This window comes from Bacillus sp. JK106 (genome assembly GCF_053663355.1).
The window spans coordinates 384,261-401,044 of sequence record NZ_JBSJQC010000003.1 but is presented as its reverse complement, the minus strand read 5'-3'; the positions used below and the strand labels follow the sequence as shown (position 1 = coordinate 401,044).

Annotated in this window: 16 protein-coding genes; 10 read left to right on the top strand and 6 right to left on the bottom strand. The window is 45.5% G+C overall.

Annotation, left to right across the window (positions count from 1 at the left end; translation table 11 throughout):
* Positions 1–3 precede the first annotated feature (3 nt).
* Positions 4–285, bottom strand: a complete 282-nt coding sequence (locus tag ACWJJS_RS12305; protein ID WP_454023610.1) for a hypothetical protein — start codon at positions 283–285, stop codon at positions 4–6.
* A 75-nt stretch (positions 286–360) separates the two neighbouring features.
* Between ACWJJS_RS12305 and ACWJJS_RS12300 the strand changes: the two genes are divergently transcribed.
* Positions 361–1,605, top strand: a complete 1,245-nt coding sequence (locus tag ACWJJS_RS12300) for a DNA polymerase IV (protein WP_029973901.1) — start codon at positions 361–363, stop codon at positions 1,603–1,605.
* A 108-nt stretch (positions 1,606–1,713) separates the two neighbouring features.
* Positions 1,714–3,123: an NADP-dependent phosphogluconate dehydrogenase gene (gene gndA / locus ACWJJS_RS12295; RefSeq protein ID WP_003153241.1), complete on the top strand. Its 1,410-nt coding sequence runs from the start codon at positions 1,714–1,716 to the stop codon at positions 3,121–3,123.
* A gap of 91 nt (positions 3,124–3,214) precedes the next feature.
* Here the strand turns inward: gndA and zwf are convergent, their stop codons facing one another.
* Complete coding sequence (gene zwf / locus ACWJJS_RS12290; protein ID WP_053573216.1) at positions 3,215–4,684, bottom strand: glucose-6-phosphate dehydrogenase; 1,470 nt, start codon at positions 4,682–4,684, stop codon at positions 3,215–3,217.
* A 208-nt stretch (positions 4,685–4,892) separates the two neighbouring features.
* Here zwf and rnz point away from each other — a divergent pair, with 208 nt between their 5' ends.
* Positions 4,893–5,819: a ribonuclease Z gene (rnz, locus tag ACWJJS_RS12285; protein WP_003153244.1), complete on the top strand. Its 927-nt coding sequence runs from the start codon at positions 4,893–4,895 to the stop codon at positions 5,817–5,819.
* Positions 5,820–5,897: 78 nt separating this feature from the next.
* Positions 5,898–6,047, top strand: coding sequence for a 50S ribosomal protein L33 (gene rpmG / locus ACWJJS_RS12280; RefSeq protein ID WP_003153246.1), 150 nt, complete (start codon positions 5,898–5,900; stop codon positions 6,045–6,047).
* Between the two features lie 49 nt (positions 6,048–6,096).
* Here rpmG and ACWJJS_RS12275 read toward each other — a convergent pair whose 3' ends face one another.
* From ACWJJS_RS12275 to ACWJJS_RS12265, 3 genes are all read right to left on the bottom strand, one after another.
* Positions 6,097–6,870: an alpha/beta fold hydrolase gene (locus tag ACWJJS_RS12275; protein ID WP_043867272.1), complete on the bottom strand. Its 774-nt coding sequence runs from the start codon at positions 6,868–6,870 to the stop codon at positions 6,097–6,099.
* A 113-nt stretch (positions 6,871–6,983) separates the two neighbouring features.
* On the bottom strand, positions 6,984–8,000 hold the full coding sequence (gene namA, locus ACWJJS_RS12270) for an NADPH dehydrogenase NamA (RefSeq protein ID WP_003153250.1): 1,017 nt from the start codon (positions 7,998–8,000) through the stop codon (positions 6,984–6,986).
* A gap of 139 nt (positions 8,001–8,139) precedes the next feature.
* Positions 8,140–8,463: a GlpM family protein gene (locus ACWJJS_RS12265; RefSeq protein WP_015240166.1), complete on the bottom strand. Its 324-nt coding sequence runs from the start codon at positions 8,461–8,463 to the stop codon at positions 8,140–8,142.
* Between the two features lie 138 nt (positions 8,464–8,601).
* Between ACWJJS_RS12265 and ACWJJS_RS12260 the strand changes: the two genes are divergently transcribed.
* On the top strand, positions 8,602–9,480 hold the full coding sequence (locus ACWJJS_RS12260) for a LysR family transcriptional regulator (protein WP_070082078.1): 879 nt from the start codon (positions 8,602–8,604) through the stop codon (positions 9,478–9,480).
* A 340-nt stretch (positions 9,481–9,820) separates the two neighbouring features.
* On the opposite strand, the gene loaP is transcribed toward ACWJJS_RS12260, so the two are convergent.
* Complete coding sequence (gene loaP / locus ACWJJS_RS12255; RefSeq protein WP_003153257.1) at positions 9,821–10,351, bottom strand: antiterminator LoaP; 531 nt, start codon at positions 10,349–10,351, stop codon at positions 9,821–9,823.
* A gap of 729 nt (positions 10,352–11,080) precedes the next feature.
* Here loaP and fabD point away from each other — a divergent pair.
* Genes fabD through ACWJJS_RS12230 form a run of 5 tightly spaced genes read left to right on the top strand, consistent with a single transcriptional unit; the run spans position 11,081 to position 16,769 of the window.
* The gene (fabD, locus tag ACWJJS_RS12250; RefSeq protein WP_454023609.1) at positions 11,081–13,339 is read left to right on the top strand and encodes an ACP S-malonyltransferase; all 2,259 of its coding nucleotides are present in this window, start codon (positions 11,081–11,083) and stop codon (positions 13,337–13,339) included.
* Between the two features lie 39 nt (positions 13,340–13,378).
* A complete protein-coding gene (locus ACWJJS_RS12245) occupies positions 13,379–14,359 on the top strand; it encodes an LnmK family bifunctional acyltransferase/decarboxylase (protein ID WP_014418317.1) in 981 nt (326 codons plus the stop codon).
* Positions 14,360–14,383: 24 nt separating this feature from the next.
* A complete protein-coding gene (locus ACWJJS_RS12240; protein ID WP_003153264.1) occupies positions 14,384–14,656 on the top strand; it encodes an acyl carrier protein in 273 nt (90 codons plus the stop codon).
* Entirely contained in the window at positions 14,653–16,017 is a 1,365-nt protein-coding gene (locus ACWJJS_RS12235) for a long-chain fatty acid--CoA ligase (protein WP_176283415.1), read from the top strand. Before ACWJJS_RS12240 ends, ACWJJS_RS12235 begins: the two co-directional genes overlap by 4 nt.
* 14 nt (positions 16,018–16,031) lie before the next feature.
* Positions 16,032–16,769, top strand: a complete 738-nt coding sequence (locus ACWJJS_RS12230; RefSeq protein ID WP_454023608.1) for an SDR family oxidoreductase — start codon at positions 16,032–16,034, stop codon at positions 16,767–16,769.
* The last annotated feature ends 15 nt before the right edge of the window (positions 16,770–16,784 follow it).

Here is a 16,784-nt window from a genome sequence, read left to right as displayed (position 1 = left end):
CCGTTATAAAAGGAGGAAGCTGACATCTTCATCATCATTCGCCGGTGAATTCATGCGGATGACTTTACGTATCCAAGTTGTAATGCGATGATATATAATAATAAGAAAGTCTGTTCGGTTCAGCTGAACGACTGCTTGATGTCCATCTATTCGTTTCGTTCTCCAATGCTCGCCTGCGCGGCGCTCACGCAAAAGAAAAGCGATGCCGATCGCGGTCAGAGCGGGAAGAATAATTGTGAAAAAATCGACTAAAAATAAAAAGTCATTCATTGACTCAAGAATCATTTTATCACATCCATTCAGCTCTTATTTTACTACATATATATAAGGTTGTCTATGAAAGGAAAGGAGGCGCCGGGAGTGGCCGGAAAAGGGAGAATTATATTTCATATCGATATGAACAGTTTTTATGCCTCCGTAGAAATGGCGTATGATCCGTCTTTAAGAGGAAAACCTATCGCCGTTGCCGGAAACGTGAAGGAACGGAAAGGAATCATCGTCACCTGCAGCTACGAAGCGAGAGCGCGGGGCGTAAAGACCACCATGCCGGTGTGGCGGGCAAAACGCCTCTGTCCGGAACTCATCGTCGTGCCTCCGAATTTTGACCGCTATCGGAGTTCGTCAAAAGAAATGTTCAGCATTCTGAGGGAGTATACGGATTTAGTCGAGCCTGTTTCTATTGATGAAGGATACATGGATATTACGGACACACCGCACCGACACAGGGCGTATGAGACAGCCGAAGACATTCAGGCGAGACTGCAAAAAGAGCTTTTGCTTCCGTCAAGCATCGGCATCGCCCCGAATAAATTTCTCGCTAAAATGGCGTCTGACATGAAAAAACCGCTCGGCATCACCATTTTAAGAAAAAGAGAGCTGCCGGACGTCTTATGGCCTCTTCCGATTGAAGAGATGCACGGTATAGGAACGAAAACTGCGGAAAAAATAAAAACGCTCGGCATCAAAACGATCGGTGATTTGGCAAAAGGAGATGAACATGCGCTGAAAACGCTTCTCGGCATAAACGGCCCGAGGCTGAAGGATAAAGCGAACGGCATCCATCCTGCAGAAGTCAATCCCGAGCGGATTTATGAATTTAAAAGCGTCGGCAACTCATCCACCCTGTCGCATGATTCGGCTGACTGGGATGAATTAACGGGCGTGTTTGACCGGCTCGCGCTGTCTGTGAGCGAACGGCTCCAGCGTAAGGAGGTCATGGCCTGCCGGCTGTTCATCATGATTCGGTATGCGGATTGGAAAACGGTCACAAGAAGCATGACCCTCAGCAATCCGGCTGATCAGAAAAAAGACATCATGGAAGCGGCGATGGAACTGTTTGACAAGCACTGGAACCAAAATCCGGTAAGGCTTCTCGGCATCACCGGGACGGAACTGGTTGAAAAACAGCAGGCGTATAAACAGCTTGATCTGTTTTCATTCAAGGAGGACGCAAAGGATGAGCCGATTTTTCAGATGATGAACGAGCTGAATGAAAAGTACGGCCAAAACCTGATCAGAAAAGGCGCCGTTATAAAAAAAGAAGAAAGCAAAACAAGGGGAACGAGCTTTAACAGAGACTTTTTTCAGGATGAAAAGAAAAGGTGAATAACTTGAAAAAAGGGGTTATGTATGATAATTTCTTTAGTATAAATATCATTTTATTTTAATTTAAATTTTAAAATGGTTAAACGTTTGAAGAAGGGACGTTAGAATATGTCAAAACAACAAATCGGAGTTATCGGTCTTGCGGTAATGGGTAAAAATCTGGCTCTTAACATCGAAAGCCGGGGATTTTCTGTGTCTGTATACAACAGATCAAGCAGCAAAACGGAAGAGTTTTTAGAAGAGGCAAAAGGCAAAAATGTTGTCGGCACATACAGCATTGAGGAGTTTGTCCAGTCTCTTGAAACACCCCGTAAAATCTTATTAATGGTTAAAGCGGGAACTGCAACGGATGCGACGATTCAATCTCTTCTTCCTCATCTGGAAAAAGACGATATTTTGATTGACGGCGGAAATACATACTATAAAGATACACAGCGCCGGAACAAAGAGCTTGCCGAAAGCGGCATTCACTTTATCGGAACGGGTGTATCAGGCGGTGAAGAGGGAGCGCTGAAAGGGCCTTCTATTATGCCGGGCGGCCAAAAGGAAGCGCACGAACTCGTAAAACCGATTTTAGAAGCCATTTCTGCTAAAGTGGACGGAGAAGCTTGTACGACATACATCGGCCCGGACGGAGCGGGGCACTATGTAAAAATGGTGCACAATGGTATCGAATACGGTGACATGCAGCTGATCTCTGAGTCATATTTCATTCTGAAACAGGTGCTCGGATTGTCTGCCGAAGAGCTTCACGAAGTATTCGCTGAGTGGAACAAAGGAGAGCTTGACAGCTATCTGATCGAAATCACGGCTGATATTTTCACTAAAAAAGATGAAGAAACGGGCAAACCGCTTGTTGACGTCATCCTTGATAAAGCGGGCCAAAAAGGAACGGGTAAATGGACAAGCCAAAGCGCTCTTGACTTAGGCGTGCCGCTTCCGATTATCACTGAATCTGTTTTTGCGCGTTTCATTTCCGCAATGAAAGAAGAGCGTGTGAAAGCAAGCGGCCTTCTGTCCGGACCAGACGTTAAGCCGGTCACTGAAAATAAAGAAGAGCTGATTGAAGCGGTCAGAAAAGCGCTCTTCATGAGTAAAATCTGTTCTTACGCACAAGGCTTCGCCCAAATGAAAGCCGCGTCTGAAGAATATAACTGGGATCTGAAATACGGTGAAATCGCGATGATCTTCCGCGGCGGCTGTATCATCCGCGCGGCGTTCCTGCAAAAGATCAAAGACGCATATGACCGTGAACCGGAGCTTGACAACCTGCTGTTAGACAGCTACTTCAAAAACATTGCAGAAAGCTACCAAGGCGCCCTTCGCCAAGTGATTTCACTTGCCGTAGCCCAAGGCGTGCCGGTACCTTCGTTCTCAAGCGCACTTGCGTATTACGACAGCTACCGTACGGCAGTGCTTCCTGCAAACTTGATTCAAGCGCAGCGTGATTACTTCGGCGCGCATACGTATGAACGCACAGATAAAGAAGGCATTTTCCATACTGAATGGATGAAGTAATGAAGAAGCCCCCGCATTGATTGCGGGGGCTTTTCCTGATATTAAAAACCGCGGGCCGTCATGAACGGCGCCGCGGTTTTTTAATTTTTTCTTATATATTCCACCAGTGAAGGCCGTCTTTTTCAAGAAGGTCGTCCGAAGCTTTCGGTCCCATTGACCCGGCTTCATAATTCGGAGAAAGGGTTTTGTCGGCTGCCCACGTTTCGGAAATCGCATCGACGAAATTCCAGGAAAGCGCCACTTCGTCCCAATGGGCAAAGTTTGTCGCATCACCGAGCAGACAGTCATGGATTAATTTTTCATAGGCTTCCGGTGTGTTCATTTCATCACTGCAGTTGCTGCAGTAATCCAGCTTAATCGGCTGAGCATGAGCGGCTCCGCCTAATTTTTTAGCGTTCAGATATAGTGTGATGCCTTCATCCGGCTGAATATGGATGACAAGCAGGTTCGGATTTACATTCGTTTCATTGCCGTAATAAAGATTCATCGGAATGTCTTTAAATTGAACGACGATTTTCGTTGATTTTTCTTTCATCCGTTTCCCTGTGCGGATATAAAACGGAACGCCGGCCCAGCGGAAGTTATCGATTAACAGCTTTCCGGACACGAATGTTTCCGTATTGGAATCCGGTGCTACATTTTGTTCATCTGTATAGCTCGGTACAGCGTTTCCGTCAATCTTTCCCGCTTGGTATTGTCCGCGGACGAAGAAGTCACTCACTTCGTTTGGAGCGACAGGGCGGAGAGCTCTCAGCACCTTCACTTTTTCGCTGCGGATTTCTTCCGTGTTCAGTTTAATCGGCGGTTCCATTGCCAAGAGAGCGACCATTTGTAAAATATGGTTTTGAACCATATCACGGAGTGCGCCTGATTTTTCATAATATCTCGCGCGATCTTCAACGCCGAGATCCTCACTTGATGTAATCTGGATGTTTGAGATGTAGCGGTTATTCCACAGCGGCTCAAACAGCGCATTTGCAAACCGGATGACTTCGATATTTTGAACCATTTGTTTGCCTAAGTAATGGTCGATCCGGTAAATTTGATCTTCCGTGAAAGCTTCGCGTATTTCTTTGTTAAGCTCTTTCGCACTCGGCAGATCATGGCCGAACGGTTTTTCAATGACGAGACGGGACCAGCCATTTGTCGCTGTGACACCTTCGTTTTTAAGTGATTTTGCGATCGTGCCGAAAAACTCAGGAGCCATCGCCAAGTAAAACATTCTGTTGTTCGGGATTTCATATGTATGTTCAAGCTGATCCAGCAGGACATTCAGCTCCTGATAGGAACCCGGATTCGTTACATCAAACGGATGGTAATAAAAATGAGATGTGAAATCGTCTATGTCTTTTTGCCCGGCAGAAGAAACAGACGTTTTAACCGTTTCCCGGAGGTCCTCGTTTGACCAAGGTCTTCTTCCAACACCTACAACTGCAAACTCTTCACCAATTTGACCATTTTTATATAAACGGTGAATGGATGGGTAAAGTTTTCGTTTTGCCAAATCCCCTGTGGCACCAAATATTACAATTACTGCTTTTGGTTTGTCGTTTGTTTTCACTTAGAGTACCTCACTTTATCTGAAGCATGGTTTAAAACCCCGCATATTTCCTTCATTTTAAATCTAAAATTCGTTGAAAGCAAACATTTCAGCCTGTTTTTTGCGGTTTGCGGAAAAAAATTAATCAGGCAGGAGAAGGCCCGGGTGAATTCACATTTTCAGCCTGATCCTGTATCCTTAGTAGTACAAAGGTCTAGGAGGAAGCATTGTGGAATTATTATTTTTAGGGACGGGGGCCGGCATGCCGGCAAAGACGAGAAACGTAACGTCCGTCGCGCTGAAGCTTCTTGAAGAAAGGCGTTCCGTATGGCTGTTTGATTGCGGAGAAGCCACTCAGCATCAGATATTACATACAACAATCAAACCAAGGAAAATAGAAAAGATTTTCATCACCCACCTTCACGGCGACCATGTTTACGGTCTTCCGGGTCTGTTGGGGAGCCGTTCATTTCAGGGCGGTGAAGAAGAGCTGACGATTTACGGGCCAAAAGGCATTAAAGCCTTTATCGAAACAAGCCTGAACGTGACGGCGACTCATCTGACGTATCCTCTTACCGTACATGAAATCGAAGAGGGGACGGTTTTTGAAGATGAGCACTTCATTGTTACCGCAGCATCCGTCATTCACGGTGTGGAAGCGTTCGGCTATCGGGTTCAGGAAAAGGATATTCCCGGCGCATTGCAGGCCGGCAGATTGAAAGAAATGAATATCCCGCCCGGACCCGTCTATCAGAAACTCAAAAAAGGCGAAACGGTCACACTTGACGATGGCAGAATCATTAACGGACGGGATTTTCTGGAATCCCCGAAAAAAGGGAGAATCGTCGCTTTTTCCGGGGATACGAGGGCATCAGAGCGGGTAACGGAGCTTGCGCGCAATGCGGATGTGCTTGTTCATGAAGCGACGTTTGCCAAGGAAGATGCAAAGCTCGCACATAATTATTATCACGCGACGACAGAACAGGCTGCGCAAACGGCAAAAAAAGCAGGCGCCAAACAGCTGATCTTAACTCATATCAGCGCAAGGTATCAGGGTGAATCGCCGATAGAGCGTCTCGAACATGAGGCGAAAGCGGTATTTGAAAACAGTAAGATCGCATTTGACTTCATGGAGGTCACTGTGGAGCGGTCTTAAAAAATAGACGCTTGACATTTTTTTCTGATGAGATATAATAAAACGTAATAATTACGATTTACAAAAGGGGTGAAAATGATGCGTGTGAATGTTACATTGGCCTGTACAGAGACAGGGGACAGAAATTATATCACGACGAAGAACAAACGGACGAATCCGGACCGGTTAGAAATGAAAAAGTATTCACCCCGGTTGAAAAAGTATACTTTGCATCGTGAGACCAAATAGATCACGATAACAAAAGCCATTGTGCCGTTGCACAATGGCTTTTGTTTTATCAGTTTACCGCCTGATAGGCAGGAGCATTCATTTGCTGGCGCACCGCGCACCAAACATCATAAATGGCAAGGTGGACGATGTGCGGTTCATCGTGATGAATGGCATGAGAACTGTTTTTGGCCTGAATCCATCCGCTTTGATAAGAGACATCAAGCATGCTTCTGTGCAGTTTCACCCATTGTTCATGAGCGTGCTTTAAGCGCTCATCCCGCTCTCCCGATGATAAAATCAACAGCGGCATATCGCCGAAGTGAATCTGCTGATGCTGGATCTGCCTAAGGCTTGTTAAAAATTCCGCGTGTGATCCTTCCAATTTGAACTGTTTCAAATAGGCGGCCTTCATTTCTTCAGGAAGAAGCGGAAGCACTTTCGTCTCCTGATCCTCAGAAACCGGATCAAGCAGCACCATCCCGAGAATATCCCGGCGGTTCCGGCTCGCCCAAAGTCTGCTGATAATCGTGCCGTATGAATGCGAGACGACAAGGTAAGGAGGCTTGACGCCGGCCTTCAGAAGAAGAGCGTTTAATTCCTGTACCATATGGTCCGCCGTTCTCTTGTTTCGGCTTCGTCCGCTTTTGCCGATTCCGGCTCTGTCATATGTGAAAACCCCAAATTCTTCATCTATGTCAGCGAGTAATGATGTCCATGTTTCAGAAGAAGTGCCGTAGCCGGCTTCAAAGACGATCGTCACTTCGCCGGCGCCTTTACGGTGTTTCGTATAAAACGGACACCCGTCAATCAGATATGTCCTTTCCATCCATGCTGCTTTCATTGGAGTCATCTCCTCTAATTGGTTCTATAGGGAAGACGGAGAAGCTTCGGCAATCGTTTCTCGAAAAATAAAAAAAGAGACAGCCGGATCGAAAAACTCCGGCTGTCACTTCATCACCATGCTCTGTCGTATTGGACCGGTGACGGTATTTCAGTATTCAGCTGCTTCGCTGCACTCCTTGCAAAGTGCGGATCGCGCAGAAGTTCTCTCGCGACAAAAATAAGGTCAGCGCGGTTGTTTTGCAGAATTTCTTCCGCCATTGTTCCCGTCGTTATCAAACCGACGGCGCCTGTTGCAATTTCGGCCTGTTCACGGATTTTCTCCGCGAAGCTCACTTGGTAGCCGGGGAAGACGTTAATATCAGCTTGAACGAGTGCGCCTGAGCTGCAATCAATGAGGTCGACTCCCTGTTCTTTCATCCACTTCGCAAAACCGATATGATCCGCAATGTCCAGCCCTTTGTCTGTATAATCCGATGCAGAAATACGGACAAATAACGGGCCGTCCCAGACTTCCTTGACGGCTTCAATGGTCTCGCCTAAGAAGCGGTAGCGATTTTCATGTGAGCCTCCGTATTCGTCTGTACGGTGATTGGACAGAGGGGACAAAAATTCGTGCATTAAGTAGCCGTGTGCGGCATGAAGTTCAATAATGTCAAAGCCGGCTTCTTTCGCGCGCGCCGCTGCCTGTTTGAATTCCTGAATGGTTTCTTTAATTTGTTCTGTCGTCATTTCAGCCGGTGTTTTGGACTGCTCATCGAACGGAATGGCTGACGGAGCGTAAATGTCTCCCTCAAGCTCAGCTTTACGTCCGGCGTGCGCAAGCTGAATGCCGATTTTAGATCCTTGCGCTTTCACTTGTTCCGTCAGTTTGGCAAAACCTTCGATATGATCATCGCTCCAAATGCCCAAATCCTGATCGGAAATGCGCCCCTGAGGATTAACGGCTGTCGCTTCCACGATAATCAGGCCGACCTGTCCGATTGCACGCGATATGTAGTGCGCCATATGAAAAGGCTGCAGTTTTCCGTCCTTCTCATGTGAGGAATACATGCACATCGGTGCCATAACAATACGGTTTTTGATCGTTACATCTTTAACGGTCCATGGTGTGAATAATTTTCTCGCCATTTATTTCGCCTCCCGGAATGTTTTTAGACATTGATTATAACAACTCATGATCATTCAGTCATATAAACTGCTCACAACTGAACAGATCGTTCTTATTGTTCTGGACGGGCATTTTTTTATACACAGCGTGGCCGTATCTTCATAACAGGCATTTACAGCCGATCATATAGCAAATATAGATGAGAAACGCACCGATGACTGCGTGGCCTCCTTTGAACCAGTTTGTCAGGATGAAAATACTGCTGATGAAGATCACTGCGCCGAAGGCACCGAATATTCCGTTTTTTTGAGCGGCTCTGAAATCGTCGGGGCTCATATTTTTCAGCTGCAAGTGAATATTCAATAACGTCATGATCGGCAGCAATGTGATAACGCCTGATAAAAATAAGTATTTCGACTTGCTTAAATACGCGGCGGCCACCATAACGGTGCCGCCGATAAAAAATTGAATGAGAAAACTCATGCTGAAACGCTCACCTTCTGTTTGTTATCAAGTATAATGATGGAGACATTGCCATTTTATTTTTGATTGATGTATAAGTAAACTAAATATAACTAATGCATTGGATAATAAGTAATGATATCTGGGAGATGAAGCCGGTTGGATTTAAAGAAGCATTTAGCCTTTATTAAAACGGTAGAAAGCGGCAGCCTGACCCAAGCCGCTGCCATATTGAATTACACACAGCCGAACATCAGCCAAATGATCAGTAAATTAGAGGAAGAGTACGGTTTTCCGCTTTTGATCAGACAGCGGCATGGAGTGAGGCCCACCGCAAATGGGTTGAAAGTGTTACATATTATGAAGGAAATTCAAAAAAACTATGAAAAACTGTCTCAAACCGTTGATAATATTAATGGGTTAGAAAGAGGGGAAGTCCGGCTCGGCACTGTTACGAGCGTGGCGGTAAAATGGCTGCCGAAAATTTTGAGGGAATTTAATGAGCTGTATCCTTCTATTAAGGTGCATTTGTTTGAAGGAAATTCTACTGAGCTGGAACAATGGCTGAAAGATGACCGGATTGATGCGGCGATCGGGACATCCCACAGCGAGAAGTGGCATTTTTACCCGTTGGCCGAGGACCCGATTGTAGCGGTGATGAGCCCGCAGCATGAATTGGCGCAATGTGAAACGGTTCCGTTACATGTCATGGAATCCGTCAAATGTATCGTGCCTTATCCGGAGACACATTTTGATGTGCTGAAAGTGCTGAAGGAAGAAAAGATCACACCGCGGGTCGCTTATCAAATCAGAGGGGATGAAGCGATAATTGCAATGGTGCGGAACAATCTGGGGATCAGCATCCTGCCGCAGCTTTTGGTGAATGATTGTGATGTGCTCATCAAACGGTTCGACCGGTATGTCTCCAGGCAGCTCGGCATTTTGACAGCTCATGCAAAGGAGACGCAGACACCTTCTGTCCAGAAACTGATTCAATGCATACAAGAATGGGTTGCGGTCCATCAGGCTTCTGTCTGAAGAAGCCTGATATGCGTTTAAGCCGGTTCAGGATAATAGACCAGCATAAAATATGTCACCGGTTCATCCGAGGAATGAAAATAATTGTGCGGCATCGCCCGAAGTCAGCATATGCTTTTCGTCATGAAGCTCAACCGTCAATTCACCGCTCTTGATTAAAATGGATTCCCCTAAATATGATTTTGTCTCATAGGCGCAGCCCGGCTTCAGGTCAACTATGCCTTGAAAACAAAAATTTGACCGTGACGGTGGTGAGCGGGGTTATTTTGATGTCGGGCTTTCGTCTGTTTATATAAAAAGGGCATCAACGGCACATGCTGTTGATGCTTTTTTTGAAATGCTAGGGTTTGGAGAGCACTTCAATTCCGACGTTGACCATTTTGTCCAGTCCCATAAAAGACAGGCAGATTTTGGCGCGTCTTTTTCTTTTATCGATCTTTTTAATAATGCCTTCCATTCCTTTAAGAGGCCCTGAGGCAACGGTTACTTTTGAATTTTCAATATAGACTTTTGAATAATCTACAGTGTCTCCTTCTCCGATCAGTCTGATAATAGGGAGGATTTCTTCATCCTTAATTGTCGTGAAATAGGTTTTACGCTCTTTGGAATAATATGCGCCGTTATTCACGATTCTGCATGAAATGGGGAGTTCTTTGATTTTATGAAATGTCCGCTCTGTCATCTTTGTTTTAAACAGAACATATCCCGGAAACATCTTTTTGAGTGCCTCGTATTTGATTCCGGCTTTTCGTTCTGTGACTTTTTTCTTGGGTATGATTGAGTAGAGAGCCTGCTCATCAAACTGCAGACGCAGAAATTTTTGAACTGCTTCTTCTTTTCCCGACTCTACAAAAAGTGCGTACCATTTCATGACTGGATCCTCCTTAGAATAATAAGAAATTATTATACAAAGAAAGTATTTAATGGATAGTATTTAAAGTGATTAAAAATTTTTCTAATTCGTCTTTTTTTTACATAATATATGAAAATGAAAAATAAGTATAGACCCAATTGACAGAGAGGTGATGAATTTTCTTTGACATGAAAAGGGTTCAGGGAATTATCTGACATTTATCCCGAAACAATTATGCCGACTGTCCACCGAATATAAAACTGTGGAATAAATGTCAGAAAATAACGAAATAAAGCCTTGACATTATTATCTATAAATTGATATTATTCTCTTTAAATAGCAACTATTTGTTAAATTTATTAAATTAAAGTAAAGCACCTATTAAATTTCAATCGCTGTTTCGGCACGTTGAAGAGGAAATAGGGATTATAAAAATGATTGCAGTGTATATATCTACATATACATGATAAGGGAGAAGTGTGCCGTCATGGCTGTTTTCGGGCATATTGGCACTGCAGCTTGTCATGCGAAACATTCAGTAAACAAGCAAGATGTCTTTATATAAATTATGTTAGAAAAGGAAAACACAATGCGTTTGCGATTTTTAAACCTGTGCTGAATCGCAAACGCGTTTGTGTTTTTATTTTTATGGCGGTGTTTACACCAGTCAATAAATATAAGAGACGTTTTTGTATGGAGAACCACATGTGATATTCAAATTGACGATGCGGAAAGGATGAGGATAAGATGCTTACGTTTGTGTTCCCGGGGCAGGGTTCTCAATTTAAAGGAATGGGAGCCGGGCTGTTTGATGAATTTCAAGATCTGACACGTCAGGCTGATGACATATTAGGCTACTCTATAGAAGAATTGTGTCTGGAGGATCCGAATCATCAGCTGGGGAAAACGCAATTTACCCAGCCGGCGTTATATACGGTAAGTGCACTCAGTTATTTAAAGAAGATTAAAGAGTCCGGCAGAGAGCCCGATTACGCCGCAGGGCACAGTTTAGGAGAATATAATGCGTTATTTGCGGCCGGCTGCTTTGATTTTAAGACCGGTTTGCAGCTTGTGAAAAAAAGAGGGGAGCTCATGAGCAAGGCAGCTCCCGGAGGCATGGCGGCGGTTTTGGGGTTTACGGCTGAACAAGTAAAAGAGGTTCTATCCGATTATCATCTGACCGGCATTGATATCGCTAACCACAATTCACCTTCGCAAATTGTGATCGCCGGAACGAAACAAGACATTGAAAAAGCGGGCCCCGTCTTTGAAAAAGCCGGCGTGAGAATGTATCTTCCTTTAAATGTGAGCGGCGCCTTCCATTCCCGCTATATGAAAGATGCTGAAAAAGAGTTCGCGGATTATTTAGAAGAAACGGCGTTTATGCCTCTTCGTTTTCCGGTGATTTCAAATCTTCATGCCGCACCTTATAAAAATGATGAAATCAAAACAAATCTGACTTTGCAAATGACCAATCAGGTAAAGTGGACGGACACGATACGCCGTCTGATGGGGCTTGAAAATAATGAAATTGCAGAAGTCGGGCCCGGGGAAGTGCTGACAAAACTGACGCGGCAGATTAAAAAAGATGCCGTCCCATTACCAATGCCGAAAGAAGAGTCTGATACTGCTGATGTTAAAGCATCGGCAGCTGATTCACAAAAAACGGCGGGAATGAGATTAGGGAACGAAGATTTTAAAAAAGATTATAACATCCAATATGCTTACATGACGGGCTCCATGTACAGAGGAATTGCTTCGGAACAGATGGTCATTAAAGCGGCAAAAGCGGGAATGCTGGGCTTTTTCGGAACGGGCGGATTGAGTATCGAACGGATCGGGCAGGCCATCGGAACCATCCGGTTTGCACTGCGGCAAGGGGAAACATTCGGATTGAATCTTCTTCATCATATGATGTCACCTGACAAGGAAGTCAGAATGATAGATTTATATTTGAAAAACGGCATTCATCTTATTGAAGCATCGGCATTTATGGGCATAACCCCGGCTCTCGTGATATACAGGGCAAAGGGATTAAGCAGGAATCATGACGGGTCGGTGTCAGTTCAAAACAGAATCATCGCGAAAGTATCCCGGCCTGAAGTCGCTGAGGCCTTTCTGAATCCGGCTCCGGCTCATGTGCTGGAAAGACTTGTGTCTGACAATCGGCTGACAGCCGGGGAAGCGGCGCTTGCAAAAGAAATTCCGATGGCTGATGACATTTGCGTTGAAGCGGATTCAGGAGGGCATACCGACCAAGGGATTCCGTATACATTAATGCCTGCCATGATCAGACTCAGAGACCGCATGATGGAGAAGCACGGTTATGCGAAAAAAGTAAGAATCGGCGCAGCCGGGGGCATCGGCACTCCGGAAGCGGCTGCTGCGGCGTTTCTGCTCGGCGCCGAATTTATCGGAACCGGTTCTATTAATCAATGCACGGTCGAAGCCGGGACAAGTGATTCAGTGAAAGATCTGCTTCAGGAAGCGAACGTGCAGGATACGTCATACGCTCCCGCGGGAGATATGTTTGAAGCGGGAGCAAGGGTGCAGGTGCTGAAAAAAGGCCTGTTTTTCCCGGCAAGAGCCAATAAACTCTTTGACTTGTACAGACAATACAATTCTTTAGATGAAATAGATGAAAAAACGAAAACATTAATTGAAGATAAGTATTTCCAGCGCAGTTTTGAGGAAGTGTATGAGCAGTTGAAACGTGATAAATCTCCTGAACAGATCGCCAAAGCCGAACAGAATCCGAAACACAAAATGGCGATGGTATTTAAATGGTATTTTTCCCATACGACGAGACTCGCTCTGGAAGGAAAAAGCGAAAGTAAAATAGATTACCAAATTCATTGCGGCCCTGCACTCGGGGCGTTTAATCAATGGGTGAAAGGAACCCCGCTTGAAAATTGGAGGAACAGGCATGTCGACTTGATCGGCAAACAGCTCATGGAAGAAACAGCCGGCCTTCTTGCGCAAAGGCTGGTATCGATTACAGGCTGAGTATGACCAGACATTACATTTTTTCTGCGGAGGACTACCATGCTGATTGAAAATCATGAATTAACGATGAGCCATGTCGGGTTAGGGAATTTGAATGAGTACGCGCTGCTGCTGTTATTCGGCAACGCACACAGTCACCATTTAACGGACGGAACGGGATTCCGGCCTGATCAGATGGCCGATCACCAAGGGCTGATTTTGTATCCGGCTTATTTTATGACACATCTCAAAGTTCCTTCAGATAAGCCTCTTGATCAGTACCGATTATGGGACGAGGTTTCCGTCGGAGTCGATATCTCCCGGTTTGGAGAAACCATATTAGAATCTGATTATTTGTTCGGGCCGAAAGGAGCGGTCAGCTCTGATAAAAGCGAGTGGGACCGCGGACGGTTTCCTTCTATGAAAGCCAATAGTTTAATTGTCGTCGACGTCACGCAAACAGAAGGTTCGACCCGCAAAGTCTCAGCGCCGAAGGCTGAATGCATTGCGGAACTTTCTAAGCTAGCCAAGCCGCCTTACGCGCTGATGCGCTCAAAGAAAATCAGAACGGACGCTTTCGGTATGAAGCCGGGCAACCTCAAAACAGCGGACCCCGTTTCATATCGGGTTCCTGTTGATCAGGATGCTGCGCCGGGGCATGCCATGGTGTTTGCGAAATTCAGCAAGATAATGGATGCGGCGGAATTTGAATGGATGACGCGCCGGTCGAAGCCGGGTTTTCCGGTTTCAATCGCGCGGCATTTATTTTTGCTTGAAAGAGAGACGTATTATTACGGAAATTGTTTTGCAGATGAAGAGCTTGATATTTATATGACGGGACACATTGAAGAATGCGATCCCGACTTTCACGGTGAGTCCCTCGGTATGATCTCAGTGGCGAAAATCAGCTATCAGATTGAAGTCTATATGAAAAGGAATCATACATTGCTGGCCATTTCCAAGGTGGATAAGCTGCTGGCGGTGCCGACCTCTTCACAAGATCATATTCCGGATTATAAACGGGTCATCAGAAGTTTATAAAATAAAGAATGGAGCTGAAAGCAAATGGAACAAACCAAGGAAATGAAGCAGATCATCGCTCAAATTATTCAGGATATTCAAGAACAGCAGTCATATCGGGCCGTCGAAGCGGGAGATGATGTGAGAGTCATAGAGGATCTGGGCTTCTCATCACTGGATATCGCTCAATTAGTCGCACAGATGGAGATGGAAACCGGAGTAGATCCTTTTTCCCAAGGAGAAACGATTTCCAGCATTACAACCGTCGGCAGCATTTGTGATATTTATCAAAAATATATGGACAGTGCTCAATCATGAAAACAGAAAGCAGGGGAGATATCAGCTGGGTGACTGATAAGCTTAGGGAAACGCAGGACAGTGAGTTTCTCATTTTTAAAGGGCAGACTTTTACGTATGATGATTTGCTGACACGAATCAGCTTTTTTCAGAAAGAACTTGAACAAAACGGAATACGTGAAGGAGAATGTGTGGCGCTTATCGGGGATTATTCCCCGAACGCCATTTTTTTGCTGATGGCGCTTTTGTTAAACCGAAATATCGTTGTCCCTCTCAGCAATGAATCAAGGGAAAAGCATCTTGATATGTTTGAAGACGCGAAAGTGAATCAAATCATTGAAATAAATGAAAATGACAGCTGGACGCTTCGTGAAGGTTCTGAAAGCGCCTCTCACCCTCTGCTTGATGACCTGCGAGAGAGAGGGGAGTCAGGCATTATTATTTTCACATCGGGAACCTCCGGCAAAAGCAAAGCATCCGTGTTAAGCGCCGGCCGGCTGCTTGAAAAATACAAAACGGCGAAGAGAAAACCGCTGCGTACGCTCATTTTTCTGAAATTGGATCATATAGGCGGCATTAATACGCTGTTTGCGATTCTGTTTAACGGGGGAACGATCGTCACATCAGACAGCAGAACGCCGGAGTCCGTTTATCAGGCGGTCGACAAACATGCTGTCCAAGTGCTCCCCGCCACCCCGACCTTTTTAAACATGCTGCTGATGTCCAAGGCGGATGCCGGCTATAACCTGTCTTCACTCCAGCTGATCACTTACGGCACAGAACCGATGCCCCAATCAACGCTGCGCGGCATTCACCGGCTGTTTCCGGATGTACGGCTGAAACAAACATACGGATTAACTGAGTTGGGTATATTCTCAACGAAATCAAAAGACAGCCAATCCACTTGGATGAAAGTAGGCGGTGCCGGAACAGAGACCAAAATTACCGGAGGCACGCTTTGGGTCCGTTCTGAGTCGGCGATGCTCGGCTATTTAAACGCACCCTCACCTTTCGATGAAGACGGCTGGTACGACACCGGTGACCAGGTGGAAACAGACGGCGAATATATAAGAATTCTCGGAAGAAAGAGTGAAATTATTAATGTGGGCGGAGAGAAAGTGTTTCCGGCAGAGGTGGAAAGCGTCTTTCTGGAGATACCGAATGTCCGGGATGTTCTCATAACGGGCCGAAAAAATCCGATTACGGGCGAGATTGTCGCGGCAGAGGCCGTGCTTGAAAAAGAGGAAGATATCAAATCTTTCAGAAAGCGGGCCGTAGCTCATTGCAGACAGAAGCTGCAGCCATATCAGATACCGCAGATCATCTCTGTTACAGATCGGAAACTGTCTAATGACCGATTTAAAAAAATAAGAAACGTGTAAAACAGGAGGCAAATATGAATAACGGAAAAGTAGCGGTCGTCAGCGGAGGTAGCCGGGGGCTCGGAAAAGCGATTGTACAGGCGCTTTTGGATGAGAATTACAAAGTAGCCGCTTTCAGCCGCAGTGAATCTGATTTTATTAACACATTGAGAGAGAGTGAAAAGTACCGTGACCGTTTTTATTGGGAAGCGGCGGATGCGGCGGATGATGCCGCCATGAAACAGTTTGTTCTTCAAGTATACCGCAAGTTTTCCAGAATAGACGGCTTGGTCAATAACGCCGGTTTGAACCTTGATCAGCTGCTGCCCCTGACCAATGATGAAGACATTGACCGCATCCTCAATCTGAATATCGGTTCAGTCATCAAGCTGACCCGAAACGTTTCCCGGGTCATGCTGAAACAAAATTCCGGATCAATCGTTAACATAAGCTCCATTATCGGTTCAAGAGGATTTAAAGGCACTTCAGTCTACAGCGCATCCAAAGCGGCTCTTGACGGCTTGACGCGAAGCCTGGCCAGGGAGCTCGGGTCTAAAGGAATCCGTGTCAATTCACTTGCCCCCGGTTTTGTGGACACCGATATGACGAAAAATATGCCGGAAAAACAAAAATCGCAGATTATCAGAAGGACGCCGATGGGGCGTTTAGGCGAAACAGACGATATGACCGGACTCGTTCGTTTCCTGCTTTCTCCTGAATCGTCCTTTATGACCGGACAGATAATTGCGATAGACGGCGGATTAACTTGTTAAAGCACAGAAAAATTC